This window comes from Rhodococcus sp. 05-2256-B1, assembly GCF_002258465.1.
Classification (GTDB): Bacteria; Actinomycetota; Actinomycetes; order Mycobacteriales; family Mycobacteriaceae; genus Rhodococcoides; species Rhodococcoides fascians.
In genome coordinates, this window is the sequence record NZ_NOZA01000041.1 from 115,036 (window position 1) to 140,354 (window position 25,319).

A 25,319-nucleotide genomic window follows, 5' to 3' on the forward strand; every position below is an offset into this window, starting at 1 on the left:
GTTCCTCATGCGGATTCGCTGTGGCTGCTGTGTCGGGTGATGTATTGCTCGAGGTCGGCGACGGGCATGGGTCGTCCGAGTAGGTGTCCTTGGCCGAAGGTTACGCCCATGTCGGTGCAGATTCGGAGTTGTTCGGTGGTCTCGATGCCTTCGATGACGGTGTCTTTGCCGAGGGTGGTGGTGACGTCGACGAGTGCGGTGCAGAGGGTGGTCATGGCGCGGCGTCGGTGGAGGTTGGTGCTGTCGAGGTGTTGGGTGAGGGATCTGTCGATTTTGAGGATGTCGACGGGGAGGGTGGCGAGTCGTTCGAGGGAGGAGAAGCCGGAGCCGAAGTCGTCGATGGCGATGAGGACGCCGTGGCGTTGGACGTCGCGGAGTTGGTAGTGCACGGCGTCGAGGTCGTGCAGCGTCTGCGATTCGGCGAGTTCGAGTGCGAGTCGACCGCGTTCGATGCCGTGGGTGTCGACGATGTCGATGACGTCGGTGGCCAGGGTTCCTGCGGCGAAGTGTGCGGGGCTGACGTTGACACCGACCTGGAGCATGATCGCTCGGGATTGCCAGTCGGCAATGGTTGTCGCGACGTCGGTGAGAATCCACATGCTCAGGGGGATTATCAGGTCGTTGTCTTCGGCGAGGGGGATGAAGGCGTCGGGCATCAGGAGTCCGAGTTCGGGGTGGTTCCACCGAATGAGGGCTTCGGCTCCGACGACGGCTCCGGTCGCGAGTTCGACGATGGGTTGGTAGACCATGGTGAGCTCGCGCGCGGTCATGGCGACTCCGCGCAGTCGTTCGAGGAGCTCGAGCCGCGTGCGGTTGGTGTGGTGCAGCTCGTCGGTGAAGATGTGATGCCGGTTGCGGCCGGTGGCTTTGGCGGCATGCATGGCGGCGGTGGCGTTGTGTACCAGCTGGGTGGCGCGATCGGTGCTGCCGGTGGTGGACGCGACACCGACGCTGGCGGTGAGGGTGAGTTGACGGCCGCCGAGCTCGAAGGGGGGCTCGAAGATGCTGGCGAATCCCGCGGCCATCGCTCGGGCTGCCAGGGAATGGCAGCCGTAGGCGACGATGACGAATTCGTCGCCGGTGAGTCGGCCGATGGTGTCGCCGGGTCGGGTCGATGCGGTGAGTCGGTCGGCGACCATGCACAGCAGCTCGTCGCCCTGGGCCGGGCCGAGCGCGTCGTTGAATTCGCGGAAGCCGTCGATGTCGACGAGGAGGACGCTGAAGTGCTGGTCAGGACCCAGGTCGACCAGCGCGGCGGTGATGGTGGCCAGGATTTCGTCCCGGTTCGCAAGCCCGGTGAGGGCGTCGAGCGTCGGGTTGGGGTCGGCACGGCGGAGCGGCGTGTCGTGTTCTCGACTCACAGTGCCCCCTCGTAGCCGGACGGCCACCGGCGATACTAGCCGAAGAGTTTGCTTAACGCCTATAAACGGGGAGCACGCCCTTTTTACTGGACCTCACGCAGCGTGCCCGTCGACCCTCGCGTCTCGATGTTCCACACCGCCGCGTCGACGGCGTCGCTGAGACCGAGCACCCACCGGGCCGCCGATCGGCCCTGGTCGAACAACGATTGCGCGACGGTGGTCAAGTGGGCCGCCGCCGCTGCAGGGGAGTCGTCCCATCCGGTCAGTGCGACGTGGCCGGGAATGTCGATCCCGGCACCCGTCGCCGCGTCGAGTGCGCCGAAGGCGAGTTCGTCGCTCATTGCGAATATCACATCGACGACGTTGTCGCGCAACAACAGTCGCGCTGCCCGTGTGCCCTCTTCGCGCGAATTGTGGGTGGTGAACAGCGTCGGTACCGTCGACCACTCGATTCCTCGACGCATGCACGCATCGCGGTAGCCCTCGAGTCGTGCGCGGGTCACCGGCATCGAGATGTCCGACGCGTCGGCGCCGTGCACCACCGTCGATTCGCGTCGCGAATCGGGTCGCAGCGCAACGATCGCGGGCCGACGTCGATTGCGCAGAGCAATGGTGGCGATCGCGTCAGCTGCAGCGCGGTCGTCGATTCCGATGGAGTTCAATCCCGGATGCTGGGGGCCGCCCTGGACGCAGGTGGGTCGACCGGTGCCGACGAGCACGTCGAGGACGGGGTCGTCGACGCCGGTGGTCCAGACGACGTAGCCGTCGACCTGCGCGTCGCGAATTCTCGCAATGTCGCTGTCGCGGTGCAGGTTCGGCAACATCACCAGCGCGGTGTCGGCGTCGAGACACGCGTCGGCGATGCCCGAGAGGAACCGTCGGGCCTGGGGATCCTCGAAGGCATAGGTGAGTTTTTCACCGAGTACGACGCCGATGCTGTTGTGCTTTCCGCTGCGGAGCGAGCGTGCCGCACGGTTGGGACCTGCGTATCCGAGGGCCGCCGCCGCTGCGTGGACGCGGTCTCGGGTGGCAGGCGAGACGCGGTCGGGCTGGTTGTAGGTGTACGAGACGCTCATGGTGGAGACTCCCGCAGACGCCGCGACGTCGGCCATCGTCACCCGATTGTTCACGGGGTCACCTTAGCGTGCGTCGACCATCTGTGTAACGATACACACCATGTCGTCGCCCCTCCCCAAGCTGCTGGTCCTCGGTGCAGCCGCCTTCATCTATGTCACGGCCGAAACGTTGCCCGTGGGTCTGCTTCCGGAGATCTCGGGCGATCTCGGCGTCGGCGAATCCGCAGTCGGTCTGCTGCTGACCTTCTACGCATACGGCGTCGCCGTCATGACCATGCCGTTGATCAGGTTCGTACGCGACTGGCCGCGGCGACGGGTCGTCGTCATCACCGTTGCAGCACTGGCCTTTTCGCAACTGCTGTCCGCGGTGTCCGTCGGGTACCCGATGCTGGTGCTGTCGAGGATGCTGTGCGCGGCCACCCACGGAGTCTTCTGGGCCGTGGTCGCACCCGTCGCGGCGTCACTCGCACTTCCCGGTAAGCAAGGAAAAGCGATCGCCACGGTGTACGCCGGCACCTCGTTGGCGTTGGTCGCCGGAAATCCGATCACCGCGGCCATGGGTCAGTGGTTCGGGTGGCGTACTGCTGCAACGATTCTCGGTGTCGTCGCCGCCGCTATCGCGGTGGCGCTCTACTTCGTCCTCCCCGCACTACCGGTCACCCGAGCAGCTGCGGGCAACAAGAAATCACCGCGGGTGCTCGACGGCACCCTGGCGATCCTGTGTGGAGTGACGTTCCTGGCCGTCCTCGGCCATTTCGCCGCGTACACGTACTTCTCGCTCATCGTCGATCGCGCAATCGGTTCGGCCGGAACCACTCTGACGCTGATGTTGATGCTCTACGGTTTGTTCGGGGTCGTCGGTATCTGGGTGATCGGCAGAACGTACGACCGTTGGCCGCGGCCCTCCACCATCGCAGCTCTGGGTGCCGTCGCGGCCGCGACGGCGATCCTGTGGGGCACCCTCAGCGCAGCACCGGGCAGCCTGGCCGTCCTTGCTGTCGGGGCGATCGCGTTGTGGGGTCTGGCCTTCACCACACTGCCGGTCTGCATCCAGTCCGCCGTGGTTCGGGCCGCCCCCGCCGACGCCGACAAGGCGTCCGCTATCTATGTCGTCGCCTTCCAACTGGCCATTGCCACCGGGGCCCTGGTGGGAGGCGTCGTCGTCGACGCCAGGGGTATCGGGGCGGTGACCGCTGCGGCGACGATCCTGGTGGCTGTGGCACTCACCGTCGTAGTGGTCGCGCGCAGAGCCTTTCCGAGCTCGTATCCGTCGGTACCGGTCTCGACACCGGCGCACTGACCTCTCGGCCCTCCAGCACGATAGGGTCAGCACGCGACGAACGAGGGAATCCGGTGCAATTCCGGAGCTGGCGCGCAACGGTGACGGGTGAGAGCTCGAAGTCCGAATGCTCGGACGTCGTGATCGAACCCACCCGCGGCTCCGCGACACGAGCCCCAAGCAGGAAGCTCTTCGATGCGTACCTCTCTCGCCGCACTAGGCGCTGTCTCCATCCTTCTGGTCGGTTGTTCGACCACGTCGACCCCCGACGCGTCCACCGACACCTCCGGAAACTATCCCCTGACCATCGAGAACTGCGGACGCGACGTCGTCGTCGACGCACCACCGCAACGTGCGGTGTCGTTGAACCAGAGCTCGACCGAAATACTGCTCTCGCTCGGACTCGCAGACCGGATGGTGGGCACCGCAACCTGGACCGACCCGGTCCGCTCGAACCTCGAATCCGAGAACGCCAAGGTGCCGAGGCTGGCGGACAACAAGCCGTCGCTCGAGGTCGTGTTGGATACCGAGCCCGATTTCGTGTCCGCGTCCTTCGGCGGCACACTCGGACCCGGGGGCGTCGCAGATCGGAGCAGATTCGAGCAACTCGGCGTGCCGAACTACCTCTCGCCCACCGACTGTCAAGGCAAGACGGAAGAGAGCGTCAATTCCGACGGTGCCCGCACGGAGCCGCTGGTGATCGACACCGTCTATCGGGAGATTCGCGATCTCGCGGCGGTCTTCGACGTACGAGACCGCGGTGAGCGTCTGGTCGCCGAACTGCAGGATCGGTTCGAGAAAGCCTCCGGCTCGGTCGACGCGTCAGGTGTGTCGTTGGCCTACTGGTTCGCCGACACCGACACGCCGTACATGGCAGGTTGCTGTGGATCGTCGGGCATCATCACCGACTCCGTCGGTGCCGAGAACATCTACGCCGACACCACCGACGAATGGCCACAGGTCAATTGGGAGAGTGTGCTCGATCGCGACCCGACTGCACTGGTGCTCGCAGATCTGAGCCGACGCAGTATCGCCGGGGACGCCCTGGACAGCAAGATCGATTTCCTCGAGTCGAACTCGGTCACGAACCGGATGCCCGCCGTCGAGAACAAGCGGTACATCGTCGTCAACGGTGCCGATCTGAACCCGTCCATTCGGACGATCGACGGCGTCGAGAAAGTTGCGGCCGCGCTGCAGGATTGGGGAATGGCGTCGCGATGAGCCGCACCGATCGCGGGGTGCTCGTCCCACTGCTGCTCGCAGGATCGGCGTTGTTGGTGCTCTCGATCGGCGTCGCCGTCACCATCGGACCTGCGAACGTCTCGGTGCCCGACGTATATCGAGTGATATTGACGCACATGGGTATCGGGAGTTCGGGAGTCAGTCGCATCCAGGACGGAATCGTCTGGGAGCTGCGCCTGCCCCGGACCTTGCTGGCCGCCGTGTGCGGTGCGGGTCTTGCGCTGTGCGGTGCGATCATGCAATCACTGCTGCGCAACCCTCTCGCCGATCCCTTCGTCCTGGGCATTTCGTCCGGTGCATCCACCGGAGCGGTCCTCGTCGCGGTTCTCGGCGTCGGCGGTGGTGCATTGTCCTTGTCCACAGGGGCATTCGCCGGTGCGCTGCTCTCGTTCGTCCTGGTGATGCTGCTGGCCGCAGGGGCGGGCGGCGGAAACGACCGCGTGGTGCTGGCCGGGGTCGCGGGGACGCAGCTGTTCTCGGCACTGACGTCGTTCATCGTCATTTCCTCGGCCGACGCCGAACAGACACGCGGCGTGCTGTTCTGGCTTCTCGGATCGCTGAGCGGTGCCGACTGGTCGGACGTGGTGCTGTGCGGATCGGTTGCGCTGCTCGGAATGGTGGTGTGTCTGTTCAACACCTCGGCCCTCGACGCCTTCACATTTGGGCACGACGCGGCCGCGTCTCTCGGTGTTCCGGTCAAGTGGGTGCGAATTCTGTTGTTGGTCATCACCGCACTGATCACGGCCTCGCTCGTCAGCGCCGCCGGAGCCATCGGGTTCGTGGGTCTTGTTCTGCCGCACGCCGCACGTTTTCTCGTCGGCGCACGGCATCGACGGCTGCTGCCGACGACGGTGGTCATCGGCGCGATCTTCATGGTGTGGGTCGACACCATCGCCCGAACGCTGTTCGCCCCGCAGGAGATACCCGTCGGAGTGGTGACCGCACTCATCGGCGTGCCGGCATTCGCGCTCATTCTGTTTCGACTCAGGAGATCCCGATGACGTTGCACGTCAACAACATCCGGTGGACCCGTGGCGGGAACCCGATTCTCGACGGCATCAGCTTCGCGCCGGAACCGGGCGAGACCATCGGGCTCATCGGCCCCAACGGCTCCGGCAAATCGTCGCTACTACGAATCCTCGCCGGCATCGTGGCACCCGACAGCGGCGACGTGCTGCTCGACGGAAAGAACCTGCGCACCCAACGTCGTCGCAGCATCGCCCGCCGCGTAGCGATGGTCGACCAACACTCCGACACCGACGTCGACATCACCGTCCGCGACGTCGTACGCCTGGGCCGCATCCCCCACCACGGCATCCTCGGCGGAGACACAGCAGCCGACGACGCCGCGATCGAACAGGCACTCACCGACACCGCCATGGCGTCGAAAGCCACCCGACGCTGGCACACCCTCTCCGGCGGAGAGCGCCAACGCGCCCAGATCGCACGGGCCCTCGCGCAACAACCCACCGAACTACTGCTCGACGAGCCGACCAACCACCTCGACATCCAACACCAACTCGACATCCTCACCCTCGTCGCAGGACTACCCCTGAGCAGTTACATCGCCCTCCACGACCTCAACCTCGCCGCCATGTTCTGCAACCGCATCATCGTTCTGAACAACGGCAGCATCGTGGCATCGGGAACCCCACACGAAGTGATCACCGAACACCTGGTGCGCGAGGTGTACAACGTGCACGCCAGCGTCTCGCATACCGACGACTACCCCCAGGTGACCTATCGCCGCCCCCGACCGACCGCCCCCGGAGTCCACTCGATGTGACATTGACCCCCGAAAAGGCCACTAGATGTCACATTGAGTACCGGGGGGAAGGGGCGAACTGGGGGGAGGGGAGACCGAATCTAGAGTTGGCGCAATTTCCGCTCGAATGCGTCGATGCGTGTGGTGTCCTCGAAGAAGTCCTCTTGCGAGACGATTTTGCCCCAACTGGTGCGGACCAGGAGCACCGTTCGGTTGCTGTACAACTCGGTGCCGTCGGCTGCGTGTGCTTGGTCGTCGAAGCGGACGAGGAGGGTCATGCGCCAGGGGGCTCCGCCGCTGTAGATTTCCGTGACCTGCCCGCGGATGCCGGCGGCGACGAAGTCCTGGAAGAACTTTTCGATTGCCGGTCGTCCGCGGTGGGTGCCCGACCATCGGCTGTCACCGTCGGCGAATTTGAGCACCGCGTCTCGGTGGAACGACGAGAGCAGTGGGCGATAGTTTCCGTTGTTGAGCGCCTCGATGTCTCGCTGCAACTTGAGGGTCAGCACTCGCATCAGCAGAAGCTTGCATGCGAAGGCCGTCGAGATGCCGGCCAGAAATCTCAGTTGCATGGCTATACGTTTGCTTACCGTTCACCGACGTGTCAATCGAGTGGGACGTTTCGAGACCCGGCTTCACCCAGGTCGGTGGTGGTGCTGTTCACCATCTTTTCGAGTTCGCAGCCCGGCCGATACCGTCGATGACGACTCACACCGATCGTGTACTTCGCTTCGGTTCAGAGAACATCGCAGAGTGAAGGTTCCAAGCGTAGGCATGCTCTGCAAGGATGGACTGGTGAGGGGACGAACGTGAGCGCATGTCGTTCGTCGGTAGCGGTCCGGCCGAATCCCGGGGGGCCCAGATGGACTCCATAGCTGCGTTCTGGTGCCACGCAGATGACTGCGAGCCTGCTCTGATGCGGTCGGAGATGAATCAGTTGCTCTCGGCGACAAGGCTTTCCCGAGCAAAGACACTGTTCGAACGTGCGTCGCTCGAGGATTTTCTGGGCGAAGAATCGGCTGCGATTCCGTTGTACGAGGCGGCGCTGTCGAGTGGGCTCGATTCCGCGCACGAGAGCAAGGCCAGAATTCAGCTCGCCAGTTCGCTGCGTAATGTCGGCCGACTCCAGGAGGCGTCGCGTGTGTTGGAAGACTTCGAGTTTTCCGACGAATTCTCCTCTGCGCGAGATGCATTCATTGCCCTGATCCTGTGGGATCTGGGCGATGGTGCTGGCGCGCTGAAGGCGGCACTGCAGGCAGCGAAGCCTGCGCTCGGCACATACCGTCGCGCAATCGGAACTTATGCCGACGACCTCCCTACCGACAGGCCGAGGAACAGCGGCACCGACGACCGTGTTGCCCACCATGATCGTGCCAGTTCGTTCGACGACCCCGAGGTGAAGCCATGACCAGCGGAGCATTCGATCCACACGACCTCCTCGAGCGCAGCCGACTCGGCGTACTCGCCACGATAAAAGCGAGCGGCCTGCCGCAACTGTCGCCGGTGACGCCGTTCTACGATCGCACCGAGCGAACAATCAAGATTTCGGTCACCGAAGGACGAGCGAAAACGGCCAACCTACGCCGAGACCCGCGCGCTGCACTCGAAGTGACCAGCGCCGACGGCAAGGCCTGGGCAACAGCAGAAGGATCCGTCATTCTCACCGGACCGGGCGCGAACCCGAACAGCCCCGAAATCGATGCGCTGGTCGACTACTACCGCGCCGCCGCCGGAGAGCACCCCGACTGGAACGAATACCGCGCCGCAATGGCCGCGGATCGCCGAGTTCTGGTGACCATCGCCGTCGACCACGTCTACGGCGAAAGCCTCACCTGATCGCCTAGGCAGTCCACTCGATGTGCCATTGACCCCCGAAAAGGCCACTGAATGTGCCACTGAGTGCACTGGGGTCGGTGCACATCCGCCTCTGTCATGTGAGTTGGTAGACGTCCAGTTCGACGGAATTCGGTAAACGTTCACCGGTGGCCACGAAGAGTGTCCCGTTCATCCAGCTGAGGGAGTCGGCGGACGTCGACAGTCGGGGAAGGGTGCGGAAGTAGATTCGGTCGGCGGGAACCTGCTCGCCGCGAGTCAATGCGTCGATGTCCTGTTCGCTGCCGGTGCGAACCCCGACGTTGTGGACCGAGATCCGTTCGCCTGTGTCGGTCTCGAGTGCATATCGGGCGTCGAGTTCGGTGACAGTGGCCGATCTGAGGACCTGGTGGTCGGCGCCGCCGGCCAGGACGCGTCCTCGTATCACCGGCCCGTCGACGGTCCCACCGAGGATCGGCACGAGGCGTCGATGTCCGTCGCTGACCTGGCCGAGATCGATGGGCTCCCCGACCGTGACGGACAAGTGCGCGACGAACGTCAGATCGGGGCGCACGTCAGTTCGTTCGGTCCGCGAAGCCGTCGGGAAGATCGCCAGGTGCGACGGACACGATGGTCTCGTCGTCGGCTCCGACGTTCTCGAAGAGCGTGATCGTGGCGAACTCGGGGACGACATAGATGGGGTAGGTCGGTCCGGCGTCGCGGTACGCACGCATTTCGTCGAGGTGATCGTTCTGGTAGAGGACCGTTTTGGTTCCGTCCAATTCGATCCACTGCGGGAAGAAGATGGTTCCGTGCAGACGACGCTTGCCTGGGATGACGTTGACGACGACCGAGGTTCCGGTGGGCTCGTTCCATGAGATCTTGTAGACGTCGTCGTCGAGCTTGACGAGATCGACTTCCTGGTCTTTGACCCAGCGTCCGCCGACCATGCCGGTGTGAATTCGGTAGTCGATCGTGGTCGCGTTCTTGACATACATCTCGTACTGCCAGCTGTTGGCGTACGTGTAGATGAAGCGATGCCCGACGATGCCGCTCAGATCTTGGCTGGGGATGGGGTTCTCGACTGTGGTCATGGTCTTAATTTTGTCACAAAACTATGTTTGCGGCAAAACTATCTGTGCGATCATCGACGTATGGACTCCACCGCAACGGAATTGGGCCGACAGCTGGGGCCCCTGCGGCGATCACTGCTCCGGGCGACGCGGGATGTCGCGCAGTTGCCCGACATCGCCGACTCGCACATCGAGGTGATGCGAGCCCTCGCAGCAGAACCGTCCATGAGTCCGGGACGCCTTGCCACCCGCCTCAACCTGGCCCGATCCACCGTGAGCAACCTGATCAGAGCGATGGTCGACGCCGGCCTGGTGGAAAGATCGATCACCGCCGGTGACCTTCGAGGGGCGACACTCACCGCATCGCCGAAAGCTGTGAAGCTCCTCGCCGAATACGACGCGGCGAGCTCCCGAGTACTCGCGGACGCACTGGACGAACTGAGTCGACACAACCGCGAAGCCATCGCCGCAGCTCTGCCGGCCTTGGCGGAAATCACCAGCATCCTCTCCCGCCGCAGCTCCTGATTCTCGGCGGTGCGTCCGCACCCATGCAGTCCACTCGATGTGCCATTGACCCCCGAAAAGGCCACCGAATGTCACATTGAGTACCGGGATGTCGTGCTAATGGTCCCTGTTTCGATCAGCGACGCGTGTTGATGTCGAGGACAAGCCGAGGAGTGCGCATCTGACCGACTGTCGACCACCAGCGGTGTGCGGGATACGACAGTCGAACCACGAAGTAGTTGACGAATTCGACAACGGCGAACAGCCACACGACGAGCAGTGCGACGCCAATTCCGGCGCTCGACGGGAACCATACGACGACACCGATGAGCCCAACCGCCAACAGTGGGACGTTTGCGACTCGACATACGCGAAAGATCGCGCGAATGACCGGTGGCATCGGGTTGAGTTCGACCCAGGATCGCGCCATCAACCAATAAACTCCCGCCTGCACGAGGACGGCGAGCAACGGGACGAGAGCAGACCACATGGCGAGTGAGTCCTCTCTGTCGTCGAGTCGTGGTTCTGCCATGGTGAGCGCAATCGAAGCAAACACCGCTGCGGCGGACAGCTCACCCAGGCCGAGCGACAGATACCTTCGCCGCAACGCGTTCCGGCGACCACTGGACATCACGCCAGATTAGTCATGAGTTGGCAGCGACACCCGCCCCCACAGTCCACCGGATGTGCCATTGACCCCCGAAAAGGCCACCAAATGTCACATTGAGTAGCCAGGGCGGGCGGGGAGTCATTGGTTGCGGGCAACCGGGATCCAGAGTTCTCCGGCTCCCGATGACCAGTCGGGTGTGTTGTCGGTGACGGTCAGAATTTCCGGGCCGGGGGTGATGTGGAAGGGGTGGGAGGGGAACCATTCGCTGAATGCGTCGGCCCAGAGTTGTTGTAGTGCTGGGGCGAGTGCGGTGTCGCTGCGTGTTTCGAAGACCGCCCATGTCGATGCGGGGACGCTGAGGGAGTCCAGGTCGGCCGGTATGGGGGCTGTGGTGGCGACGGCGAAGTAGTAGTCGAAGAGACTGCCGTCGGTTCGGTCGGCCTCGAAGCCATCGCTGACGAAGAGGATGTGGGGGAGTTCGGGCAGGTCGGCGTGTCGGCGGAGTTGTTCGCCGAATCCGGTGGGCAAGGTCTGGTGGAACTGGGTCATGGCGGTGTTCTCGCCGTGGAATGTGAGGGGGATTCGCGTCGATTTGCCGATGATGTGGAATGCGGGCAGTTCGGTGATGCGGTAGTCCATGGTGCTCTTTCCTTCGATGGTCAGGTGAAATGCCAGTGGTGGTCTGGAGCGGAGGGTGGTCCCTGGTTTGCGGGCGTGGGATGGTGTGACCCCGTGCATGTCTCGGAATGCGCGAGTGAATGCGTCGCCGCTGTAGCCGTATTTGGTCGCGACGTCGAGCACCCCGATGCCGGCGAGAATGTCTGCGGCTGCCAACGACATTCGCCGTTGTCGGATGTACGTCGACAGTGGGATTCCGGCCAGCGCGGAGAACACGCGTCGAAAGTGATAGTCGGACGTGAGGGTGATGCGAGCGAGCTGTGCCGGGTCGATGTCGTGGTCGAGGTTGTCCTCGATGTAATCGAGTGCTGCATTCCATCGTTCGAGCATGTGCCGGTGGCCTTTCCTTCGTTCTGGTGACAACGATAGGGAGGCGCAGGCACGGCTGGCTCGACTTTTCGAGCCCGGCTGGGTCGGGTTCAGATGGTGCGCACAGCCGACGTCGTCGTCGAGGTGGCAGAAGAGTTGGGTGCGACTCCGGCCCAGGTGGCGTTGGCATGGACGCTGCTGCATCCCGCCGTCGTCAGTTCGTTGGTCGGTGTGCGGACGGCAGAACAGTTGCGGCACAACATCGGTGCCCTCGATGTCGTCTTCGACGAGTCGCAGTTGATGCGGCTGCATTCGGTCAGCGCCATCGACATGGGGTTTCCGCACGAATTCCTGGCGCGTCCGATGGTCCGCGGGGTCACGAGCGGGCGGACGTCGGTGCGCCCACGCCCACTGCGGACCTGGTGATCGGACCTGGTGAGCAGTCGAATCAGGACGACGGTGATCGACGATAGGTCAACGGATCACCGTCGTGCACGACCGTGAAACGTGCCTTCTCCAGCACTCGTTGCGACGCGGCATTGCCGCGTGCGACTGTCGCAACCGACGCGAGGTTGCCCACGGTCTCGCGGGCCTGGCCCAGCATCCGTCCTGCGCAGCCGCATCCCCAGTGCTCTGGATGCACCCAGTAGCCCACCTCGACGTGATCGGCGCGACGGATGAGGCTCAGCACTCCGACCGGTACCGCGTCTTCGACGCCGATCGACCACATCGGCAGGTCGGGTGTATCGAGGTCCGTCGTCGCCAGTGCGCGGTTGAATCGACCATCGAAACAGGTTCTTGTCCAGGGTTTTCCGTCGCCCACCCACCGCATGACTGTGGCGTCCGAGGCCATCGAGTACAGGAATTCGGCATCCGTGGCGGCTGCCGGCCGTAGCCGGGTCGACGTCACAACCGCCGACCATCGATCGGTCGAGGGTCGGCCAACCGCAGTACGATGCACATGACCTGCAGACGATAGAGGCATCCGGATCCGACCGCCACCGAATACCCAAGGGAGCCCGATGAACCTGGCCGACTACGACGTCTTGAGCTTCGATTGCTATGGAACGTTGATCGATTGGGAGTCGGGGATCGGCGACGTGCTCGGCGCATGGGCTGCGGATGCAGGATCGCCGATGTCCGAAGACGAATTGCTCGCCGCCTATGCCCCCAACGAAGCACAGGCGCAGCAGGATTCACCGTCGATGCTCTATCCCGACATCCTGGCCGACGCATTCGGACGAACAGGCGACGCGCTCGGTATTCCGGTCACCCCGGAATGGTCAGGCAGACTCGCCGGTTCCGTTCCGGACTGGCCGGCCTTTCCGGACTCGGCGGACGCACTGGTATCACTCGCCGAGCACTACAAGCTGGTGATTCTGTCCAACGTGCACCGCGCGGGTTTTGCCGGTAGCAACCGTCGGCTCGGCGTTGAATTCGATGCCATCGTCACAGCCGAGGATGTGCACGCATACAAGCCGGCGGACAACCATTTCGATGCGCTCGACGCGATCCTCGACGACTTCGGTGTGCCCAAATCACGTCTCCTGCACGTGGCACAGAGTCTGTTCCACGATCACGTCCCGGCGCGGCGTCACGGCCTTGCGTCGGTGTGGATCGATCGCAGACACGATCGGCCAGGGTGGGGCGCAACACCGGAGCCGAACGGCGACTACGGTTTTGCGGTGCAGTTCCCGAGCATGGCAGAGTTCGCCGACGCAGCCCGCGGGACGCACGGCAATGCGTAGGTTGAGCACCCTGGTCGGGTTGTGTCTCGGATTGATCGGTTCGCTCGGATACTTGCTCTGGGAGATCAGGCCGCGACGGGTCAACTACGCGTTCGTCGTGGACAGTTCGAGTTACATCCGCTCGTTGGGAATCACCTACACAACGGCGTTCGTTGTCTTCGGCCTACCCATCCTCGGCGCTGTTCTCGGCCTCGTTGTCGGTGTTCTGTTCACCAGAAAGCGACGCTGACGCTGTCGTTTCCGGGCGACTGCCCTACCAGTGCCATGCGTCGCCGCCGACGTTCTCGATGGTTCCTTGCAGGACGCGGATGGTGGTCGCGAAATCGTCCTGACTGATTCCCTGCATGCGTTCGTCCTGCAGCATCCGTTGGATGTCCGCGGCGCGGGCGAATAGCCGCTGGCCCTCAGGCGTGAACTTCAGTCGTGCATGGGATTCGGTGATCAACCCCTTCTCGGTAGCGGAGTCGATTGCGTCGACGATCGCGCCAGGGGTGTCGTTGTGTCCGATCGTGTCGATCGTCCTCGCTCGATCGGCACCAGCGGGATGCAGTGAAATCTGATGCAGGAGCCACCATTCGGCCTGGGTGATGCCGATGTCGCGGAGCGCTCCGCGTGTTCGAGCGCGGACGGCCTCCCCGGCGCGGACGGTCCAGAAGCCGATGGGTTGCTTCTCGGGTGGTTGCATGGGGCGCTGTGTCGTCATGCATCGAACGGTAGAACCTGAACAATGCTCGAGGTCAAGAGACCGACTGGCCGGTAGAGTCTCGCGCGTGGACAGACCATCCGGCAAAGGGCTCGTCGCAGTGCTCGGGGGCGTCGGCGCGGCCACAGGGGCTGCGGCCGCGGTGGTGTGGCACGTTGCGATCACCGAACCGCCGGACACTCCTGGGACGGCACATCTGCGACCGAGCTGGTTCCCCGTGTCGCTGTATCTCGTTGCCGCCGGGGTGGCTCTGGCTGTGGTGGTGGCGTGGTTTCTCGTCGATTCCGGAATGCGCGTCGTCAGAGACCGTCAGTACAGTTCCGCCCACCTGTTCACGTTGCTGATCGTCGTCGGTGCCGCGCTGGGAGCGGGCAGTGCCTTCGCGTGGACCCACTGGCCGCCGCAGCAGTTGGAGAGAGCTCCAGATCCCGCAGCGGCGTGGGCTCGGTACATCGTGATTCACAGTGGTGCAACCGAAGTCCCGCAGTCGTCGTTCGGCACCGCACCCGCGGACATATCCGGCATCGGGATTCAGGACGATGAGGGTTACGTCGGAAATCTCTTCAGTTCTGATGCTGCTGTCGACGACGCGTCACCGTCGACCTTCACCCCGATCATCGGCAGTCCGTGGACGGTGTTTCCCGTCGGCGGTGTTGTCCTTGCAGCGGTTGCGGCATGGACGTTGTCGCTGAGGGATTTTCGGTTGACTGCGGTGTCGCGATCGGACCCGGATGCGCTCTAGCGAGCCCTACTCGTCCGTGCGCAGTTCGTCGACCAACGTGAACAGCCTGCCCAGGTAGTCGCTGTGAAAGACCTCGGTGGCGCGGATCTTTGCGTTTCCGTCGAGTCCGAATTGAAGGTTGACGAGTTCGACTCCGATGGCGACGCGTCGAGCATCGAGGGTCTCGAGTTCGGCGGCGAGAGCATCGACCTTGGCCAGCGGAGACAGTTCGTCGGTCATATCGGAATCGTAGAGGTCAGCCGACGGCCGCGAGGAATTCGCTGTAGAACAATCCGAGCCCCAGCGCCGACGCGATGGCCGCGAACAGCCACAGTCGGATGATGACCGTTGTTTCCGCCCAGCCACCCAACTCGAAGTGATGGTGGATCGGTGCCATCCGGAACGGCCGCTTGCCGGTGGACTTGAAGGACGCGACCTGGATGACCACCGACGCGCTCTCGGCGACGAAGAGGGCTCCGAAGACGACCGCGATCAGCTCGGTCTTGCTGACGACCGACAGGCCGGCGAGCAGACCACCGAGTGCCAGGGAGCCGGTGTCGCCCATGAAGATCTTGGCCGGTGCTGCGTTCCACCACAGGAATCCGATGCATGCTCCCGCGGCCGCCGCGCACACGACAGCGAGGTCGAGGGGATCACGCACCTGGTAGCACCCGGCCACCGAATTGGTGGCGCACGATTGCCGGTACTGCCAGAACGTCATCACCGTGTAGGCACCGAGGACTAGGGTCATCGAGCCCGCCGCCAGACCGTCGAGCCCGTCGGTGAGGTTGACGGCATTGGACCAGGCAACGACGAGGAACACACAGAACAGCACGAAGACGATCGGAGCCATCGTGAAGAACGTCGACTGACGCACCAGCGACAGTTCGACGTTGCCCGGCGTCAGCCCGTTGCCGTTGCGAAACTGCAGCGCCAGAACCGCGAAGATCACTGCGGTACTGATCTGCCCGACGTACTTTCCAGTGGCTTTGAGGCCGAGGCTTCGCTTCATGCGGAGCTTGATGTAGTCGTCGAGGAAGCCGACGATGCCGAGGGCGGTCGCGAGACCGAGGATCAACAGCGCCGATGCCGACGGCCCGTCGCCTCCCATCGCGACGAGGTGGGAACCGAGGTAACCGGCCCACAGACCCACGATGATCGCGACGCCGCCCATCGTCGGCGTTCCTCGCTTGGCCTGGTGGCTCGCCGGGCCTTCGACGCGTATCTCCTGGCCGAAGCCCTGTCGGGTGAACAGCGCGATGAGAAATGGCGTCAACAGAATCGAGACCGCCAATGCGATTCCACCGGCGACGAGAATGTTGATCATGCGTTGAAGCCCACTCTTCCTCTGTGCTGCGGTTGCCCACCGGGTGCTACCGAGCACCGCGGGATACTGTGCCAAACGAATCGGCAAAAGTCGCATTGCGTGACGAAGGTGTTACTCACAGTTGATACGTACCGGGAGAGACACCGACCAGTTCGGTGAACTCGCGGGTGAAATGCGCCTGGTCGAACCAGCCGTATCGCGCGGCCAGTTCCGCCAGCGACCCGGTGTATCCGTTGTCGAGATCACTGAGGGCGTCGTGAATCCGATATCGGCCCAGAACCCACTTGGGCGTCGCACCGACATAACGCTCGAACAACCGCTGCAGCCGACGAGTCCCGATGCCACATCTGTCCTCCACCTGGCCGACGCGTATCAGCGTCCGATCACCGAGCATCGTGCCGATGACATCCAAGACGATCTCGTACTCCGGCTCGACATCGTGGGTGTAGGGCGCGAGAACCGCGTCGACGACGGTTCGGCAGTGGTCGGCGTCATGCTGTGCGTCCAGTTGCGTCAACGTGGCGACGGTCTCCGATCGAAAGGGGGTGGGCGGAGCTACTGGGACGTCGCGCAGAGTTCGGGCCACGGTTCCGGTGAAGCTCGCGTAGCCGCCGGGTCGGAACTTGACGCCGAACACCCACCCGGACTCGGCGAGTTCGACGTCGAACCGTCGGGTCAACACTCCTGTGACGACCACCGGCTCGGTGACGCCGGCGCGGGTCCAGCCGTGCTCGACGCTGAGCGTGCATGCCGGGTGGGGCAGGGTAGAGCTGCGATACGAGGTCCCCGACGGCAGATCCCACCGCAGTTGCCAGTAATTCTCGACCCACGGTTCCAACGACGCCGCACACGGCAGCCGGACCAGGTCGACATACTGCGCCAGCTGATCCGGTCGCAGGACGCCGGCGTGGGTGGCTGTCGCATTTCTCCTATCCGGCACGGGCGTCAGTGTAGGAGTCTGGTCCGACACCTTCGAGAAACGATCGACGCTGTCGAGGAGAAACACCATGAACGATGCACCCGTGGCAACCCTGAAGATGGTCACGCTGGACTGCGGAGATCCCGAGGCCAGCGCGACGTTCTGGTCTGCGCTGCTCGGCTGGACCGTCGTCCACGCGGAGAAGGATTACGCGATGCTGGAGGGGCCCTCCAGCGCGCTCGGATTCGGTCGCGTGGAGAACTATCAGCGGCCGGAGTGGCCGAACACCCATGGCAGCAAGCAGTTTCACTTCGATCTCGCGGTCGACGATCTGGACGCGGCCGCGACAGCCGCAGTGCAGTTGGGCGCAACTGTGCCCGACGAGCAACCGGGTGAGACCTGGCGTGTGCTGTTGGATCCGGCCGGGCATCCGTTCTGCCTGACAAATGCCGCGAACTGGGGCTGACGTGGCTAGCCTTGTCCGGGTGAAACCACGTCTGGCAGGAATCGAAATCGTCGTCGCCGATATGGCAGTTGCATTGGCGTTCTACCGCGTTCTGGGACTGGATATTCCGGCCGACGCCGATGCCGAGCAACATGTGGAGGTGGACCTCGGTGGGGTTCGGTTGTTGTTCGACCTACCCTCGACGATCACCTCGTTCGATCCGACGTGGACCGAGCCCAGCGGCGGCCACCGCGTCGCGCTGGCATTCGACTGCGGCACTGCCGCCGGAGTGGACACGGCGTGGGCGGCAGTGACCGACGCGGGGTACACAGGGCACCTGCAGCCGTGGGATGCGTTCTGGGGGCAGCGTTATGCCGTCGTGCACGATCCCGACGGCACCACCGTCGATCTGTACGCGAACGTGTGACCGGTCAGCTCACCGGAGCGATGATCTGAATCAGGTTGCCGCAGGTGTCGTCGAATACGGCGGTGATCACGGGGCCCATCTCGGTGGGCTCCTGAGTGAACCTGACACCCAGTCCGACAAGCCGATCGTGTTCGGCGGCAATGTCTTCGACGGCGAACTGGGTGAACGGAATGCCGTCGGTGAACAGTGCCGTCTTGAACGGGCCGGTTGCCGGATGACCGCTGGGCTCGAGCAGTAGCTCGGTGCCCTCCGGCTCCTGAGGAGATACGACCGTGAGCCAGCGATCTGTTCCGCCCATGGGAATGTCGTGCTTGACCACGAAGCCCAATACGTCGGTGTAGAACGCCAGTGCCTTGTCTTGATCGTCGACGAACACACTGGTGATGTTGATTCTCATTGCGGCCCCTCGCCTGTGGGCCCGCCGGTCAGTTCGACGGCGACGTCGAGGTGGCCGAGATGGCGGGCGTATTCCTGCAGTACATGAAAGCAGATCCAGATCAGGGTGGGCTGTTCTTCGGTGAATCGTCCACCCAGGGTGGCCACATCATTCATGCGATGAGACCGCAGCACCTGCTCGGTCAGCCGAGCGCCGTCGTCGAGGCGAGCGAGCAATGCCGTCGCCGACACGTGGTTCGGCACATGCCAGGAGCCGTCCTTCTTGTCCCCCCACGGATCGTCGACGTCGCGCCCGAGAAACCCCCAGACGAACCAGCGCTGCTCCATGTACACAAGATGGATGAGCATCTCGAGGGGAGTCCACTGCGACGGCACAGCCGACGTGGCCAGCGCGTCGTCACTCAACGCGGTGATCCGCCGGGCGAGTTCACCGCGGTAGAAGCGCAGGTACTCGACGAACAGGTCGGCGGGATCGGACAAGGAGGAATCGGGCTCCGGGAACGTCGTCAGCTGTGCCATGGGTCCTTCGTATCGGGTGGTGGGCTGCGTGTCCATTCTGTGGATGCGAAATCGGGATGAGGGCCGCGATCGTGAATTGTGGACACTCAGCTCACTGCTCGCGCTCCGTCGGCGCGGCAGACTCAGCCGAACAACAGCAGCGCGGCCAGGGTGAGCATCATGATTCCGATACCGAGATCGAGGACCCGCCACGCCGTCGGCCGCGCGAACAGGGGGCTGAGCACGCGCGATCCGTATCCGAGAGCGGTGAACCAGAGCACGCTGCCCAGCACGGCACCGAGGGCGAACCACCACCGAAGCTCGCCCGGCTGCCGGTTACCGATGGACCCGAGAAACACGACGGTATCGAGGTAGACGTGGGGGTTGAGCCACGTCAACGCGAGACACGTTGCGACAGCGGCGATCAGCGAGCCCCCGCCGCCGCCGTCGGTGGTCATCGCCGCTGGGGTGCGGGCGCGGTTCAGCGCCATCACTCCGTAGACGAAGAGGAACAGCGCTCCGAGCACGGTGACGACGCGTAACGCCAGCGGAAACCGGTCCACGAGGACGCCGATGCCCGCCACCCCGGCGACGATGAGCACGGCGTCGGACAGCGCGCACACCGCAACCACCGGGAACACATGCGTGCGTTGCAGGCCCTTACGCAGGACGAACGCGTTCTGCGCACCGATGGCGACGATGAGGGACAGGCCGACTCCCAGTCCGGTCAATGTCGATTGTGCTGCGGCAAGCGAGGTCATGCTGTTCACGCTAGGAGGCGACCAGCATTAGAGCCAGCGAATGTATTTCACCATCGGTAAGTGTAGCTTCATATTGTGGAGATCGAGCAGCTCAGAGCGTTGAAAGCAGTAGTCGACGGTGGAACATTCGAGGCTGCCGCACGTGCATTGCATGTGACCCCGTCGGCAGTGAGTCAGAGAATCAAGTCGCTCGAAGCGTCGTTGGGGCGCACCCTGGTGCAGCGGACGAAACCGGTGGTGGCCACCCAATCGGGTGCGGCGGTCCTGCGCCTGGCTCGTCAGATCGATACGCTGACGGATCAGACGAGGGCCGAGCTCAACGACGACGGCGTCTCGGCCCCCATTTCGATTGCCGTCAACGCCGATTCGATGGCGACGTGGGTGCTGCCTGCGCTCGCGCCACTCGCCGGTACGACGACCTTCGATCTGCATCGCCAGGACCAGGACCGCACGGCCCAGCTCTTGCACGACGGAATCGTCTCTGCCGCAATCACATCGGTGTCCGAGCCGGTTCGCGGGTGTACCGTCCGATCCCTCGGTGCCATGCGCTACCGGCCGTCGGCCACCGAGAACTTCGTCGAGCGATGGTTCGATGCTGGTACGACGATCGAGGCACTGAGCACCGCACCGGTGGTGGTATTCGACGCCGACGACCGATTGCAGGACAACTACTTACGGCACCGAGGCGTCGATTCACACACTCCGCCCCGCCACCTCGTTCCGGCGTCCTCGGACTACGCGCGGGCGGTGGAACTCGGCTTCGGCTGGGGCATGATCCCGGACCTCCAGAACTGTGAATCGCTGACGTGCTTCGACGCCGACGGCATCGAAGACGTTCAGCTGTACTGGCAGCAGTGGTCGCTGTCCTCGCCTGCACTGCAGCGAGCGGCCGACGCGGTGGCAGCTGCCGCAGCGACCGTGCTGCGGTGAGTCACGCCGGACTGTCGTTCGGAACGATGTCGGGCTGCCCATCGCCGACGGGATCCAGAATTGCCGCCGCGCGGGCACCCCACCGCTCGTGCGCCGATTGACGAGACATGCCAACCGCCTGGCCGATGATCGCCCACGTCGCACCCTGAACGCGCAGCACCACAACGGTTTCGATGCCGTCGAGCCCCGCCGCCAGTTGCACACGAAGACTCAACAGATGCCACGCGAGGCTCCGTCGTGCAGGCAGGTCGGTCGACTGCTCTGCCTCCCATTCCGGTGTGCCCGGCAGTGGGCCGGTGCCGATGATCTCGTCGGCACTGCGACCGGCCTCGGTGGCTGCGGCCGCCACGACCGCCCGTGTTGCCGCAGTGATATCGGCCTCGGCGGCCAGCTCGATCGGATCCACGATCCACCTCCTATGTCAGGTTGATCCTGGCAGAAGGTTACGGCTGGTGTCAAGGATTACCTGACGCGGTGGGTCAGAGCCGACTCAACACCCGATCGATCGACTCGATTGCCTGTGTCAGTTCGGCTTCGGTGACTGTCAGTGCCGGCCGGAATCGCACTGCCGCGTCGCCGCAGCCGAGCGCGAGTACGTGCTCCTCGGTGCGCAACAGTTCGATCACTCGGTCGCGGGTCGTAGCGTCGGGCAGGGAGAAGGCGCACATGAGTCCGCGGCCACGAACCTCGGAGACCATCGCATGTCGAGTTGCCAACTCCTGCAACTGCTTCAGCAGCACTGTTCCGATTTGGCCGGCTCGTTCGATGAGGTTCTCGGCTTCGACGACCTCCAATATTCGACGCGATCGCACCATGTCGGTGAGGCTGCCGCCCCATGTCGAGTTGATTCTGGAGCTGACCGCGAACACGTGGTCGTCGATGTCGTCGACGCGACCGCCCGCCATCACGCCGCAGACCTGGACCTTCTTACCGAAGGCGACCACATCCGGGACGACGTCGAGCTGCTGGAAAGCCCATGCGGTACCGGTCATTCCGGCTCCGGTCTGCACCTCGTCCATGACGAACAGTGCGTCGAACTCGTGGCAGAGTGCGCGCAGCTTCTGCAGGAAGCGGGGCCGGAAGTGGTGATCCCCGCCCTCGCCCTGGATGGGTTCGATGATGGCGCAGGCGATGTCGTGCGGATTTGCTTCGAAGGCCAGCCGCGCGGCCGTCAACGATGCGTCTTCGAGCTCGTCCATGTTCGCGTCGGATCTGATGAACGGAGACGGAATTCGGGGCCAGTCGAATTTCGGGAAGCGCGCGACCTTGTTCGGGTCGGTGTTGGTGAGCGACATTGTGTACCCGGTGCGCCCGTGGAACGCGTGCTCGAAGTGCATCACCTGCGAGCCCAGGGACGGATCGATGCCCTTGCGCTCGTTCCACCGGGACTTCCAGTCGAATGCCACCTTCAATGCGTTCTCCACTGCCAATGCACCGCCCTCGACGAAGAACAGGTGCGGTAGCCGAGCATCGCCCAGCACCCGGGCGAACGTGTCGACGAAGCGTGCCATCGGCACGGTGTAGATGTCGGAGTTGCTGGGTTTGTTCATCGCCGCCTGTAGCAGGTCGGCCCGGAAATCCGGATCGTCGGTCAGGGCGGGGTGGTTCATACCCAGGGCATTGGACGCGAAGAAGGTGAACAGATCCAGGTAGCGAGTGCCGTCTCGGGCGTCGACCAGGGTGGACCCGGTAGAGGCGTCGAGGTCCAGGACCAGCTCGAAACCGTCGGCCAGTAGGTGTTCACCGATCACGCCGCGGGCGGTCGAGGCGTCGATGGGCACTCCGGTGCGCTGTAATACTTGCGTCATGATGACGAACTTACGCGTTAATATTCCGTAAGCAAGACCATTAGGCAGGAAATAATACTGTTGTAACCCCCGTCGGTAGGCTTATGTCCGACGGTTCGATTCTCTCCACGGAAGGTGTACGCGCATGTCTGCATCCATCACCCACGACGAGCTGAGTGTGCGTACGCGCGCCATTCTCGACCGGCTGGGTGCGACGATCGCGCTCGACGTGCCGGCCGGTCCCGACGCGATCACCGCGAGATCGCCGATCACCGGCGGAAATCTGGCGTCGCTGGCATCGGCCTCTGCCGCAGACGTCGACGGTGTCATCGCGGACGCAGCTGCGGCCTTCGTCTCGTGGTCGCAGGTGCCGGCACCGGCGCGGGGTCAGGTGATCCGAGAACTCGGGGAACTGCTGCGTACGCACAAGGAGGACCTCGGCGCCCTGGTCTCCATCGAGGCCGGAAAGATCGTCTCCGAGGGGCTCGGGGAAGTGCAGGAGATGATCGACATCTGCGACTTCGCCGTCGGCCTGTCACGTCAGCTGTACGGCAACACCATTGCCACCGAACGCCCCGGGCATCGCATGATGGAGCAATGGCATCCGCTCGGTGTCGTCGGCGTCATCACGGCATTCAATTTCCCTGTCGCGGTGTGGAGTTGGAACACGGCGTTGGCGTTGGTTGCCGGGGACACCGTCATCTGGAAGCCGTCGGAGAAGACCCCGCTGACTGCCGTCGGCGTGCAGGCTCTGTTCGAGCGTGCTGCTGCCGCTGCAGGTGTCGATCCCAAGATCGCTCAGTTGGTGATCGGGGACCGAGCGTCCGGTGAAGCGCTGGTGGATGATTCGCGTGTCGCTCTGGTGTCGGCAACCGGTTCGACCAGGATGGGCCGGGCTGTTGCGCCGCGGGTTGCGCAGCGATTCGGGCGCGTGCTGCTCGAACTCGGCGGCAACAACGCGGCGATCGTCACGCCGTCGGCAGACCTCGATCTCACGACGCGCGGGCTGGTGTTCTCGGCTGCGGGTACGGCCGGTCAGCGGTGCACCTCGCTCCGACGCGTCATCGCGCATTCCTCGGTTGCGGACGAACTGGTGGCCAAGTTGGTCGCGGCGTACGAGACGCTGTCCATCGGATCTCCCTTGGAGAGAGACACTTTGGTGGGTCCGCTCATCGACGCGGGCGCGTTCGCCGGCTATCAGAAGGCGCTCGTGGCCGCCAAGTCCGACGGCGGAACGGTGGTGGTCGGCGGTGAGCGCGTGAATGTCGTCGACGAGTATTCGTACTACGTACAGCCCGCGATCGTGACGATGCCCGCCCAGACCGACATCGTCAGGCACGAGACGTTCGCGCCCATCCTGTACGTGCTCACCTACGACACCCTCGACGAGGCCATCGCCCTGCACAACGATGTGCCGCAGGGACTTTCGTCGTCAATCTTCACTACCGACCTGCGTGAAGCGGAACGCTTTCTGTCGGCTGCGGGATCGGACTGCGGCATCGCGAACGTCAACATCGGTCCCTCCGGTGCCGAGATCGGCGGTGCTTTCGGCGGCGAGAAGGAAACCGGTGGCGGACGCGAATCAGGTTCGGACGCATGGAAGGCCTACATGCGTCGGGCGACGAACACGGTCAACTATTCCGACGAACTGCCCCTGGCGCAGGGAGTGAAATTCGGCTGACGGCATGATCGGCAGTATGAAAGTACTGTCGATGCTCTTGGCCGGTTTCGTTCTCGGCTATGCCATCAGTGACATCGGCCCCGTCGAGTCACTGGTGAACAGCACTGCGGAATTCGGGTCGTTCTGGTCGATTGTCAACGGGCTCACAGTCGTTGCCGTCGCTGCCTGTGGGACGGCGGTCGCCGCGGCCCGGGCCAGTGCACCAACTGCAACCATCGTGGCGATGGCAGCGCTGCTCGTCGTGGTGTTCCAGACCGTCGGAATGGTGCCCGGCATACTCGGGCACTGGGCTGCTGCAGTGGGCACCGGTGTGCTGCTGGGTGCGGCCGCGCTTTTGTCGGGACACCACCGTGGTGCACAGGCCGCCCTGGGTGTCTCGGTTGTGGGCGCCGGGTTGCTGGGCTATTGGCTCGATGCGCTGATGCAGGCGAACGACGGTCCCGTCTTCGTCTGGGATGTGGTCGGTGCCGAGGACGATGTGGCTCCCGAGCGCGCGATCGTCATGGTGATCGCTGCAGTGGCCGCGGCAGTCACGTTGTTCCTGGCACGCCGCCACGAGGTGGCGCAGCCACCCGAGACCTCGCGGATTCTGCTCGTCGGCCTGTCGCTGCCCGTCGTGGCCAGCGTCCTGAGCTGGATTGCGGCAGATGCCGATACGCGGAGTGTCGAGTGGCTCGGGGCTCTCGTCGGTATGACGGCTACTGCGCTGCTGGCGTCGTTCCTAGTTCCTGGGCGCGACGGACGCCTGCTGCTGGTGCTGTTCGCAGTATCGGCGACGGCCCTGGGCACCTCCGGCTTCGCCGCGGGAGATGCCGCTCGGTTGTGCGCGAGCGCAGCACTGTTGGTCGCGGGAGCCGGGATCGGTTACCGGTGGCCGCAGCTGTACATCGGGCTGGGCGGCCTGTTCGTCATCGCTGCTACGAGCCTGACGGAGAACTACGTCGAGATTCCGATCGTCTCGCAGTTCGCTCTGCCGCTCGTTGCGGCCTATGTTCTGGTCTCCGCGCTGGCGACGTCGTCCGGATCTCTGGCGATCTCACTGCCGGCGGTGTTCGTCATGGCCCTGCCCGTGACCGTGGTGTCCGCCGGCTACACACCGTCGTTGTCCATGGATGAATCCGTCATCTCACGCACAAGCGAGCCCGACCACCTGGTGCTGTCGGTGGCCGGGCTCGTGGTTCTTGCTGTGGTGACGGGTGCCGCTGTTCTGCTGGCGCGTCGCTCACCCGTCGTGCGTGGAAACTCGTAGTGGGCTACGAGTTTCCAC

General features: G+C 64.0%; 33 protein-coding genes and 1 riboswitch. Of the genes, 16 read left to right on the forward strand and 17 right to left on the reverse strand.

What is annotated here, in order from left to right; all coding sequences use genetic code 11:
- Window positions 1-5: 5 nt before the first annotated feature.
- On the reverse strand, window positions 6-1,361 hold the full coding sequence (locus CH285_RS25920; protein WP_052068942.1) for a putative bifunctional diguanylate cyclase/phosphodiesterase: 1,356 nt from the start codon (window positions 1,359-1,361) through the stop codon (window positions 6-8).
- A gap of 83 nt (window positions 1,362-1,444) precedes the next feature.
- Entirely contained in the window at window positions 1,445-2,491 is a 1,047-nt protein-coding gene (locus tag CH285_RS25925; protein WP_032371425.1) for a LacI family DNA-binding transcriptional regulator, read from the reverse strand.
- Window positions 2,492-2,537: 46 nt separating this feature from the next.
- On the opposite strand from CH285_RS25925, the gene CH285_RS25930 reads away from it, so the two are divergent.
- From CH285_RS25930 to CH285_RS25945, 4 genes are all read left to right on the forward strand, one after another.
- Window positions 2,538-3,737, forward strand: a complete 1,200-nt coding sequence (locus tag CH285_RS25930) for an MFS transporter (protein ID WP_032371426.1) — start codon at window positions 2,538-2,540, stop codon at window positions 3,735-3,737.
- A gap of 45 nt (window positions 3,738-3,782) precedes the next feature.
- A riboswitch (cobalamin riboswitch) is annotated at window positions 3,783-3,905 on the forward strand.
- Window positions 3,906-3,911: 6 nt separating this feature from the next.
- Window positions 3,912-4,937 carry an ABC transporter substrate-binding protein gene (locus CH285_RS25935; RefSeq protein ID WP_032371427.1) on the forward strand — a complete coding sequence of 342 codons (1,026 nt, stop codon included), beginning with the start codon at window positions 3,912-3,914 and terminating at the stop codon, window positions 4,935-4,937.
- Window positions 4,934-5,959: a FecCD family ABC transporter permease gene (locus tag CH285_RS25940; RefSeq protein ID WP_032367955.1), complete on the forward strand. Its 1,026-nt coding sequence runs from the start codon at window positions 4,934-4,936 to the stop codon at window positions 5,957-5,959. Before CH285_RS25935 ends, CH285_RS25940 begins: the two co-directional genes overlap by 4 nt.
- The gene (locus tag CH285_RS25945) at window positions 5,956-6,744 is read left to right on the forward strand and encodes an ABC transporter ATP-binding protein (protein WP_032371428.1); all 789 of its coding nucleotides are present in this window, start codon (window positions 5,956-5,958) and stop codon (window positions 6,742-6,744) included. Before CH285_RS25940 ends, CH285_RS25945 begins: the two co-directional genes overlap by 4 nt.
- A gap of 80 nt (window positions 6,745-6,824) precedes the next feature.
- Here CH285_RS25945 and CH285_RS25950 read toward each other — a convergent pair whose 3' ends face one another.
- Window positions 6,825-7,295, reverse strand: a complete 471-nt coding sequence (locus CH285_RS25950; RefSeq protein ID WP_027494954.1) for a nuclear transport factor 2 family protein — start codon at window positions 7,293-7,295, stop codon at window positions 6,825-6,827.
- 344 nt (window positions 7,296-7,639) lie between these two features.
- Here CH285_RS25950 and CH285_RS25955 point away from each other — a divergent pair, with 344 nt between their 5' ends.
- Both CH285_RS25955 and CH285_RS25960 read left to right on the forward strand, forming a co-directional pair.
- Window positions 7,640-8,131, forward strand: coding sequence for a tetratricopeptide repeat protein (locus CH285_RS25955; RefSeq protein WP_217900686.1), 492 nt, complete (start codon window positions 7,640-7,642; stop codon window positions 8,129-8,131).
- Window positions 8,128-8,559 (forward strand): PPOX class F420-dependent oxidoreductase, encoded by a 432-nt coding sequence (locus tag CH285_RS25960; protein ID WP_032371429.1) that lies wholly within the window; start codon window positions 8,128-8,130, stop codon window positions 8,557-8,559. Before CH285_RS25955 ends, CH285_RS25960 begins: the two co-directional genes overlap by 4 nt.
- 94 nt (window positions 8,560-8,653) lie before the next feature.
- Here CH285_RS25960 and CH285_RS25965 read toward each other — a convergent pair whose 3' ends face one another.
- Together CH285_RS25965 and CH285_RS25970 are read right to left on the reverse strand one after the other, a co-directional pair.
- Window positions 8,654-9,109 (reverse strand): DUF3237 domain-containing protein, encoded by a 456-nt coding sequence (locus CH285_RS25965; protein ID WP_032371430.1) that lies wholly within the window; start codon window positions 9,107-9,109, stop codon window positions 8,654-8,656.
- Between the two features lies 1 nt (window position 9,110).
- A complete protein-coding gene (locus tag CH285_RS25970; RefSeq protein WP_094642771.1) occupies window positions 9,111-9,629 on the reverse strand; it encodes a phenolic acid decarboxylase in 519 nt (172 codons plus the stop codon).
- 60 nt (window positions 9,630-9,689) lie between these two features.
- Here CH285_RS25970 and CH285_RS25975 point away from each other — a divergent pair, with 60 nt between their 5' ends.
- A complete protein-coding gene (locus CH285_RS25975) occupies window positions 9,690-10,133 on the forward strand; it encodes a MarR family winged helix-turn-helix transcriptional regulator (protein WP_032407772.1) in 444 nt (147 codons plus the stop codon).
- A gap of 115 nt (window positions 10,134-10,248) precedes the next feature.
- Here the strand turns inward: CH285_RS25975 and CH285_RS25980 are convergent, their stop codons facing one another.
- Together CH285_RS25980 and CH285_RS25985 are read right to left on the reverse strand one after the other, a co-directional pair.
- Window positions 10,249-10,743 carry a hypothetical protein gene (locus tag CH285_RS25980; RefSeq protein ID WP_176456959.1) on the reverse strand — a complete coding sequence of 165 codons (495 nt, stop codon included), beginning with the start codon at window positions 10,741-10,743 and terminating at the stop codon, window positions 10,249-10,251.
- Window positions 10,744-10,860: 117 nt separating this feature from the next.
- The gene (locus tag CH285_RS25985; protein WP_032371434.1) at window positions 10,861-11,730 is read right to left on the reverse strand and encodes an AraC family transcriptional regulator; all 870 of its coding nucleotides are present in this window, start codon (window positions 11,728-11,730) and stop codon (window positions 10,861-10,863) included.
- A 93-nt stretch (window positions 11,731-11,823) separates the two neighbouring features.
- Between CH285_RS25985 and CH285_RS25990 the strand changes: the two genes are divergently transcribed.
- Window positions 11,824-12,135, forward strand: a complete 312-nt coding sequence (locus CH285_RS25990) for an aldo/keto reductase (RefSeq protein WP_032371435.1) — start codon at window positions 11,824-11,826, stop codon at window positions 12,133-12,135.
- A gap of 22 nt (window positions 12,136-12,157) precedes the next feature.
- Here the strand turns inward: CH285_RS25990 and CH285_RS25995 are convergent, their stop codons facing one another.
- Window positions 12,158-12,619, reverse strand: coding sequence for a GNAT family N-acetyltransferase (locus CH285_RS25995; RefSeq protein ID WP_052068944.1), 462 nt, complete (start codon window positions 12,617-12,619; stop codon window positions 12,158-12,160).
- Window positions 12,620-12,731: 112 nt separating this feature from the next.
- Between CH285_RS25995 and CH285_RS26000 the strand changes: the two genes are divergently transcribed.
- Both CH285_RS26000 and CH285_RS26005 read left to right on the forward strand, forming a co-directional pair.
- Complete coding sequence (locus CH285_RS26000) at window positions 12,732-13,457, forward strand: haloacid dehalogenase type II (protein ID WP_032371436.1); 726 nt, start codon at window positions 12,732-12,734, stop codon at window positions 13,455-13,457.
- Window positions 13,450-13,686 carry a hypothetical protein gene (locus tag CH285_RS26005; RefSeq protein WP_032371437.1) on the forward strand — a complete coding sequence of 79 codons (237 nt, stop codon included), beginning with the start codon at window positions 13,450-13,452 and terminating at the stop codon, window positions 13,684-13,686. The genes CH285_RS26000 and CH285_RS26005 overlap by 8 nt, the downstream gene beginning before the upstream one ends.
- Before the next feature lie 24 nt (window positions 13,687-13,710).
- On the opposite strand, the gene CH285_RS26010 is transcribed toward CH285_RS26005, so the two are convergent.
- Complete coding sequence (locus CH285_RS26010; RefSeq protein WP_032371438.1) at window positions 13,711-14,160, reverse strand: MarR family winged helix-turn-helix transcriptional regulator; 450 nt, start codon at window positions 14,158-14,160, stop codon at window positions 13,711-13,713.
- Window positions 14,161-14,227: 67 nt separating this feature from the next.
- Here CH285_RS26010 and CH285_RS26015 point away from each other — a divergent pair, with 67 nt between their 5' ends.
- Window positions 14,228-14,902, forward strand: a complete 675-nt coding sequence (locus tag CH285_RS26015; RefSeq protein ID WP_032371439.1) for a hypothetical protein — start codon at window positions 14,228-14,230, stop codon at window positions 14,900-14,902.
- A gap of 6 nt (window positions 14,903-14,908) precedes the next feature.
- Here the strand turns inward: CH285_RS26015 and CH285_RS26020 are convergent, their stop codons facing one another.
- The 3 genes from CH285_RS26020 to CH285_RS26030 all read right to left on the reverse strand — a co-directional run bounded on the left by CH285_RS26020 (window position 14,909) and on the right by CH285_RS26030 (window position 17,148).
- A complete protein-coding gene (locus tag CH285_RS26020; RefSeq protein ID WP_027494940.1) occupies window positions 14,909-15,121 on the reverse strand; it encodes a hypothetical protein in 213 nt (70 codons plus the stop codon).
- A gap of 16 nt (window positions 15,122-15,137) precedes the next feature.
- On the reverse strand, window positions 15,138-16,208 hold the full coding sequence (gene mraY, locus CH285_RS26025; RefSeq protein ID WP_094642772.1) for a phospho-N-acetylmuramoyl-pentapeptide-transferase: 1,071 nt from the start codon (window positions 16,206-16,208) through the stop codon (window positions 15,138-15,140).
- Between the two features lie 115 nt (window positions 16,209-16,323).
- On the reverse strand, window positions 16,324-17,148 hold the full coding sequence (locus tag CH285_RS26030; RefSeq protein WP_255032387.1) for a helix-turn-helix transcriptional regulator: 825 nt from the start codon (window positions 17,146-17,148) through the stop codon (window positions 16,324-16,326).
- Between the two features lie 67 nt (window positions 17,149-17,215).
- On the opposite strand from CH285_RS26030, the gene CH285_RS26035 reads away from it, so the two are divergent.
- Both CH285_RS26035 and CH285_RS26040 read left to right on the forward strand, forming a co-directional pair.
- Window positions 17,216-17,593: a VOC family protein gene (locus tag CH285_RS26035; RefSeq protein WP_094642773.1), complete on the forward strand. Its 378-nt coding sequence runs from the start codon at window positions 17,216-17,218 to the stop codon at window positions 17,591-17,593.
- Between the two features lie 19 nt (window positions 17,594-17,612).
- Window positions 17,613-17,999 carry a VOC family protein gene (locus CH285_RS26040; protein WP_222083844.1) on the forward strand — a complete coding sequence of 129 codons (387 nt, stop codon included), beginning with the start codon at window positions 17,613-17,615 and terminating at the stop codon, window positions 17,997-17,999.
- 4 nt (window positions 18,000-18,003) lie between these two features.
- On the opposite strand, the gene CH285_RS26045 is transcribed toward CH285_RS26040, so the two are convergent.
- From CH285_RS26045 to CH285_RS26055, 3 genes are all read right to left on the reverse strand, one after another.
- The gene (locus tag CH285_RS26045; RefSeq protein ID WP_094642775.1) at window positions 18,004-18,396 is read right to left on the reverse strand and encodes a VOC family protein; all 393 of its coding nucleotides are present in this window, start codon (window positions 18,394-18,396) and stop codon (window positions 18,004-18,006) included.
- Window positions 18,393-18,914, reverse strand: a complete 522-nt coding sequence (locus CH285_RS26050) for a mycothiol transferase (RefSeq protein ID WP_094642818.1) — start codon at window positions 18,912-18,914, stop codon at window positions 18,393-18,395. The genes CH285_RS26045 and CH285_RS26050 overlap by 4 nt, the downstream gene beginning before the upstream one ends.
- A 122-nt stretch (window positions 18,915-19,036) precedes the next feature.
- Complete coding sequence (locus CH285_RS26055) at window positions 19,037-19,654, reverse strand: LysE/ArgO family amino acid transporter (RefSeq protein ID WP_032367950.1); 618 nt, start codon at window positions 19,652-19,654, stop codon at window positions 19,037-19,039.
- Between the two features lie 75 nt (window positions 19,655-19,729).
- Here CH285_RS26055 and CH285_RS26060 point away from each other — a divergent pair, with 75 nt between their 5' ends.
- On the forward strand, window positions 19,730-20,584 hold the full coding sequence (locus tag CH285_RS26060; RefSeq protein WP_373454752.1) for a LysR family transcriptional regulator ArgP: 855 nt from the start codon (window positions 19,730-19,732) through the stop codon (window positions 20,582-20,584).
- Between the two features lies 1 nt (window position 20,585).
- On the opposite strand, the gene CH285_RS26065 is transcribed toward CH285_RS26060, so the two are convergent.
- On the reverse strand, window positions 20,586-20,990 hold the full coding sequence (locus CH285_RS26065) for a hypothetical protein (RefSeq protein ID WP_094642777.1): 405 nt from the start codon (window positions 20,988-20,990) through the stop codon (window positions 20,586-20,588).
- A gap of 73 nt (window positions 20,991-21,063) precedes the next feature.
- Complete coding sequence (gene lat, locus CH285_RS26070) at window positions 21,064-22,392, reverse strand: L-lysine 6-transaminase (RefSeq protein ID WP_094642778.1); 1,329 nt, start codon at window positions 22,390-22,392, stop codon at window positions 21,064-21,066.
- Between the two features lie 124 nt (window positions 22,393-22,516).
- Between lat and amaB the strand changes: the two genes are divergently transcribed.
- Together amaB and CH285_RS26080 are read left to right on the forward strand one after the other, a co-directional pair.
- Window positions 22,517-24,052 (forward strand): L-piperidine-6-carboxylate dehydrogenase, encoded by a 1,536-nt coding sequence (gene amaB, locus CH285_RS26075; protein WP_094642779.1) that lies wholly within the window; start codon window positions 22,517-22,519, stop codon window positions 24,050-24,052.
- Between the two features lie 16 nt (window positions 24,053-24,068).
- On the forward strand, window positions 24,069-25,301 hold the full coding sequence (locus CH285_RS26080; protein ID WP_141215020.1) for a hypothetical protein: 1,233 nt from the start codon (window positions 24,069-24,071) through the stop codon (window positions 25,299-25,301).
- The last annotated feature ends 18 nt before the right edge of the window (window positions 25,302-25,319 follow it).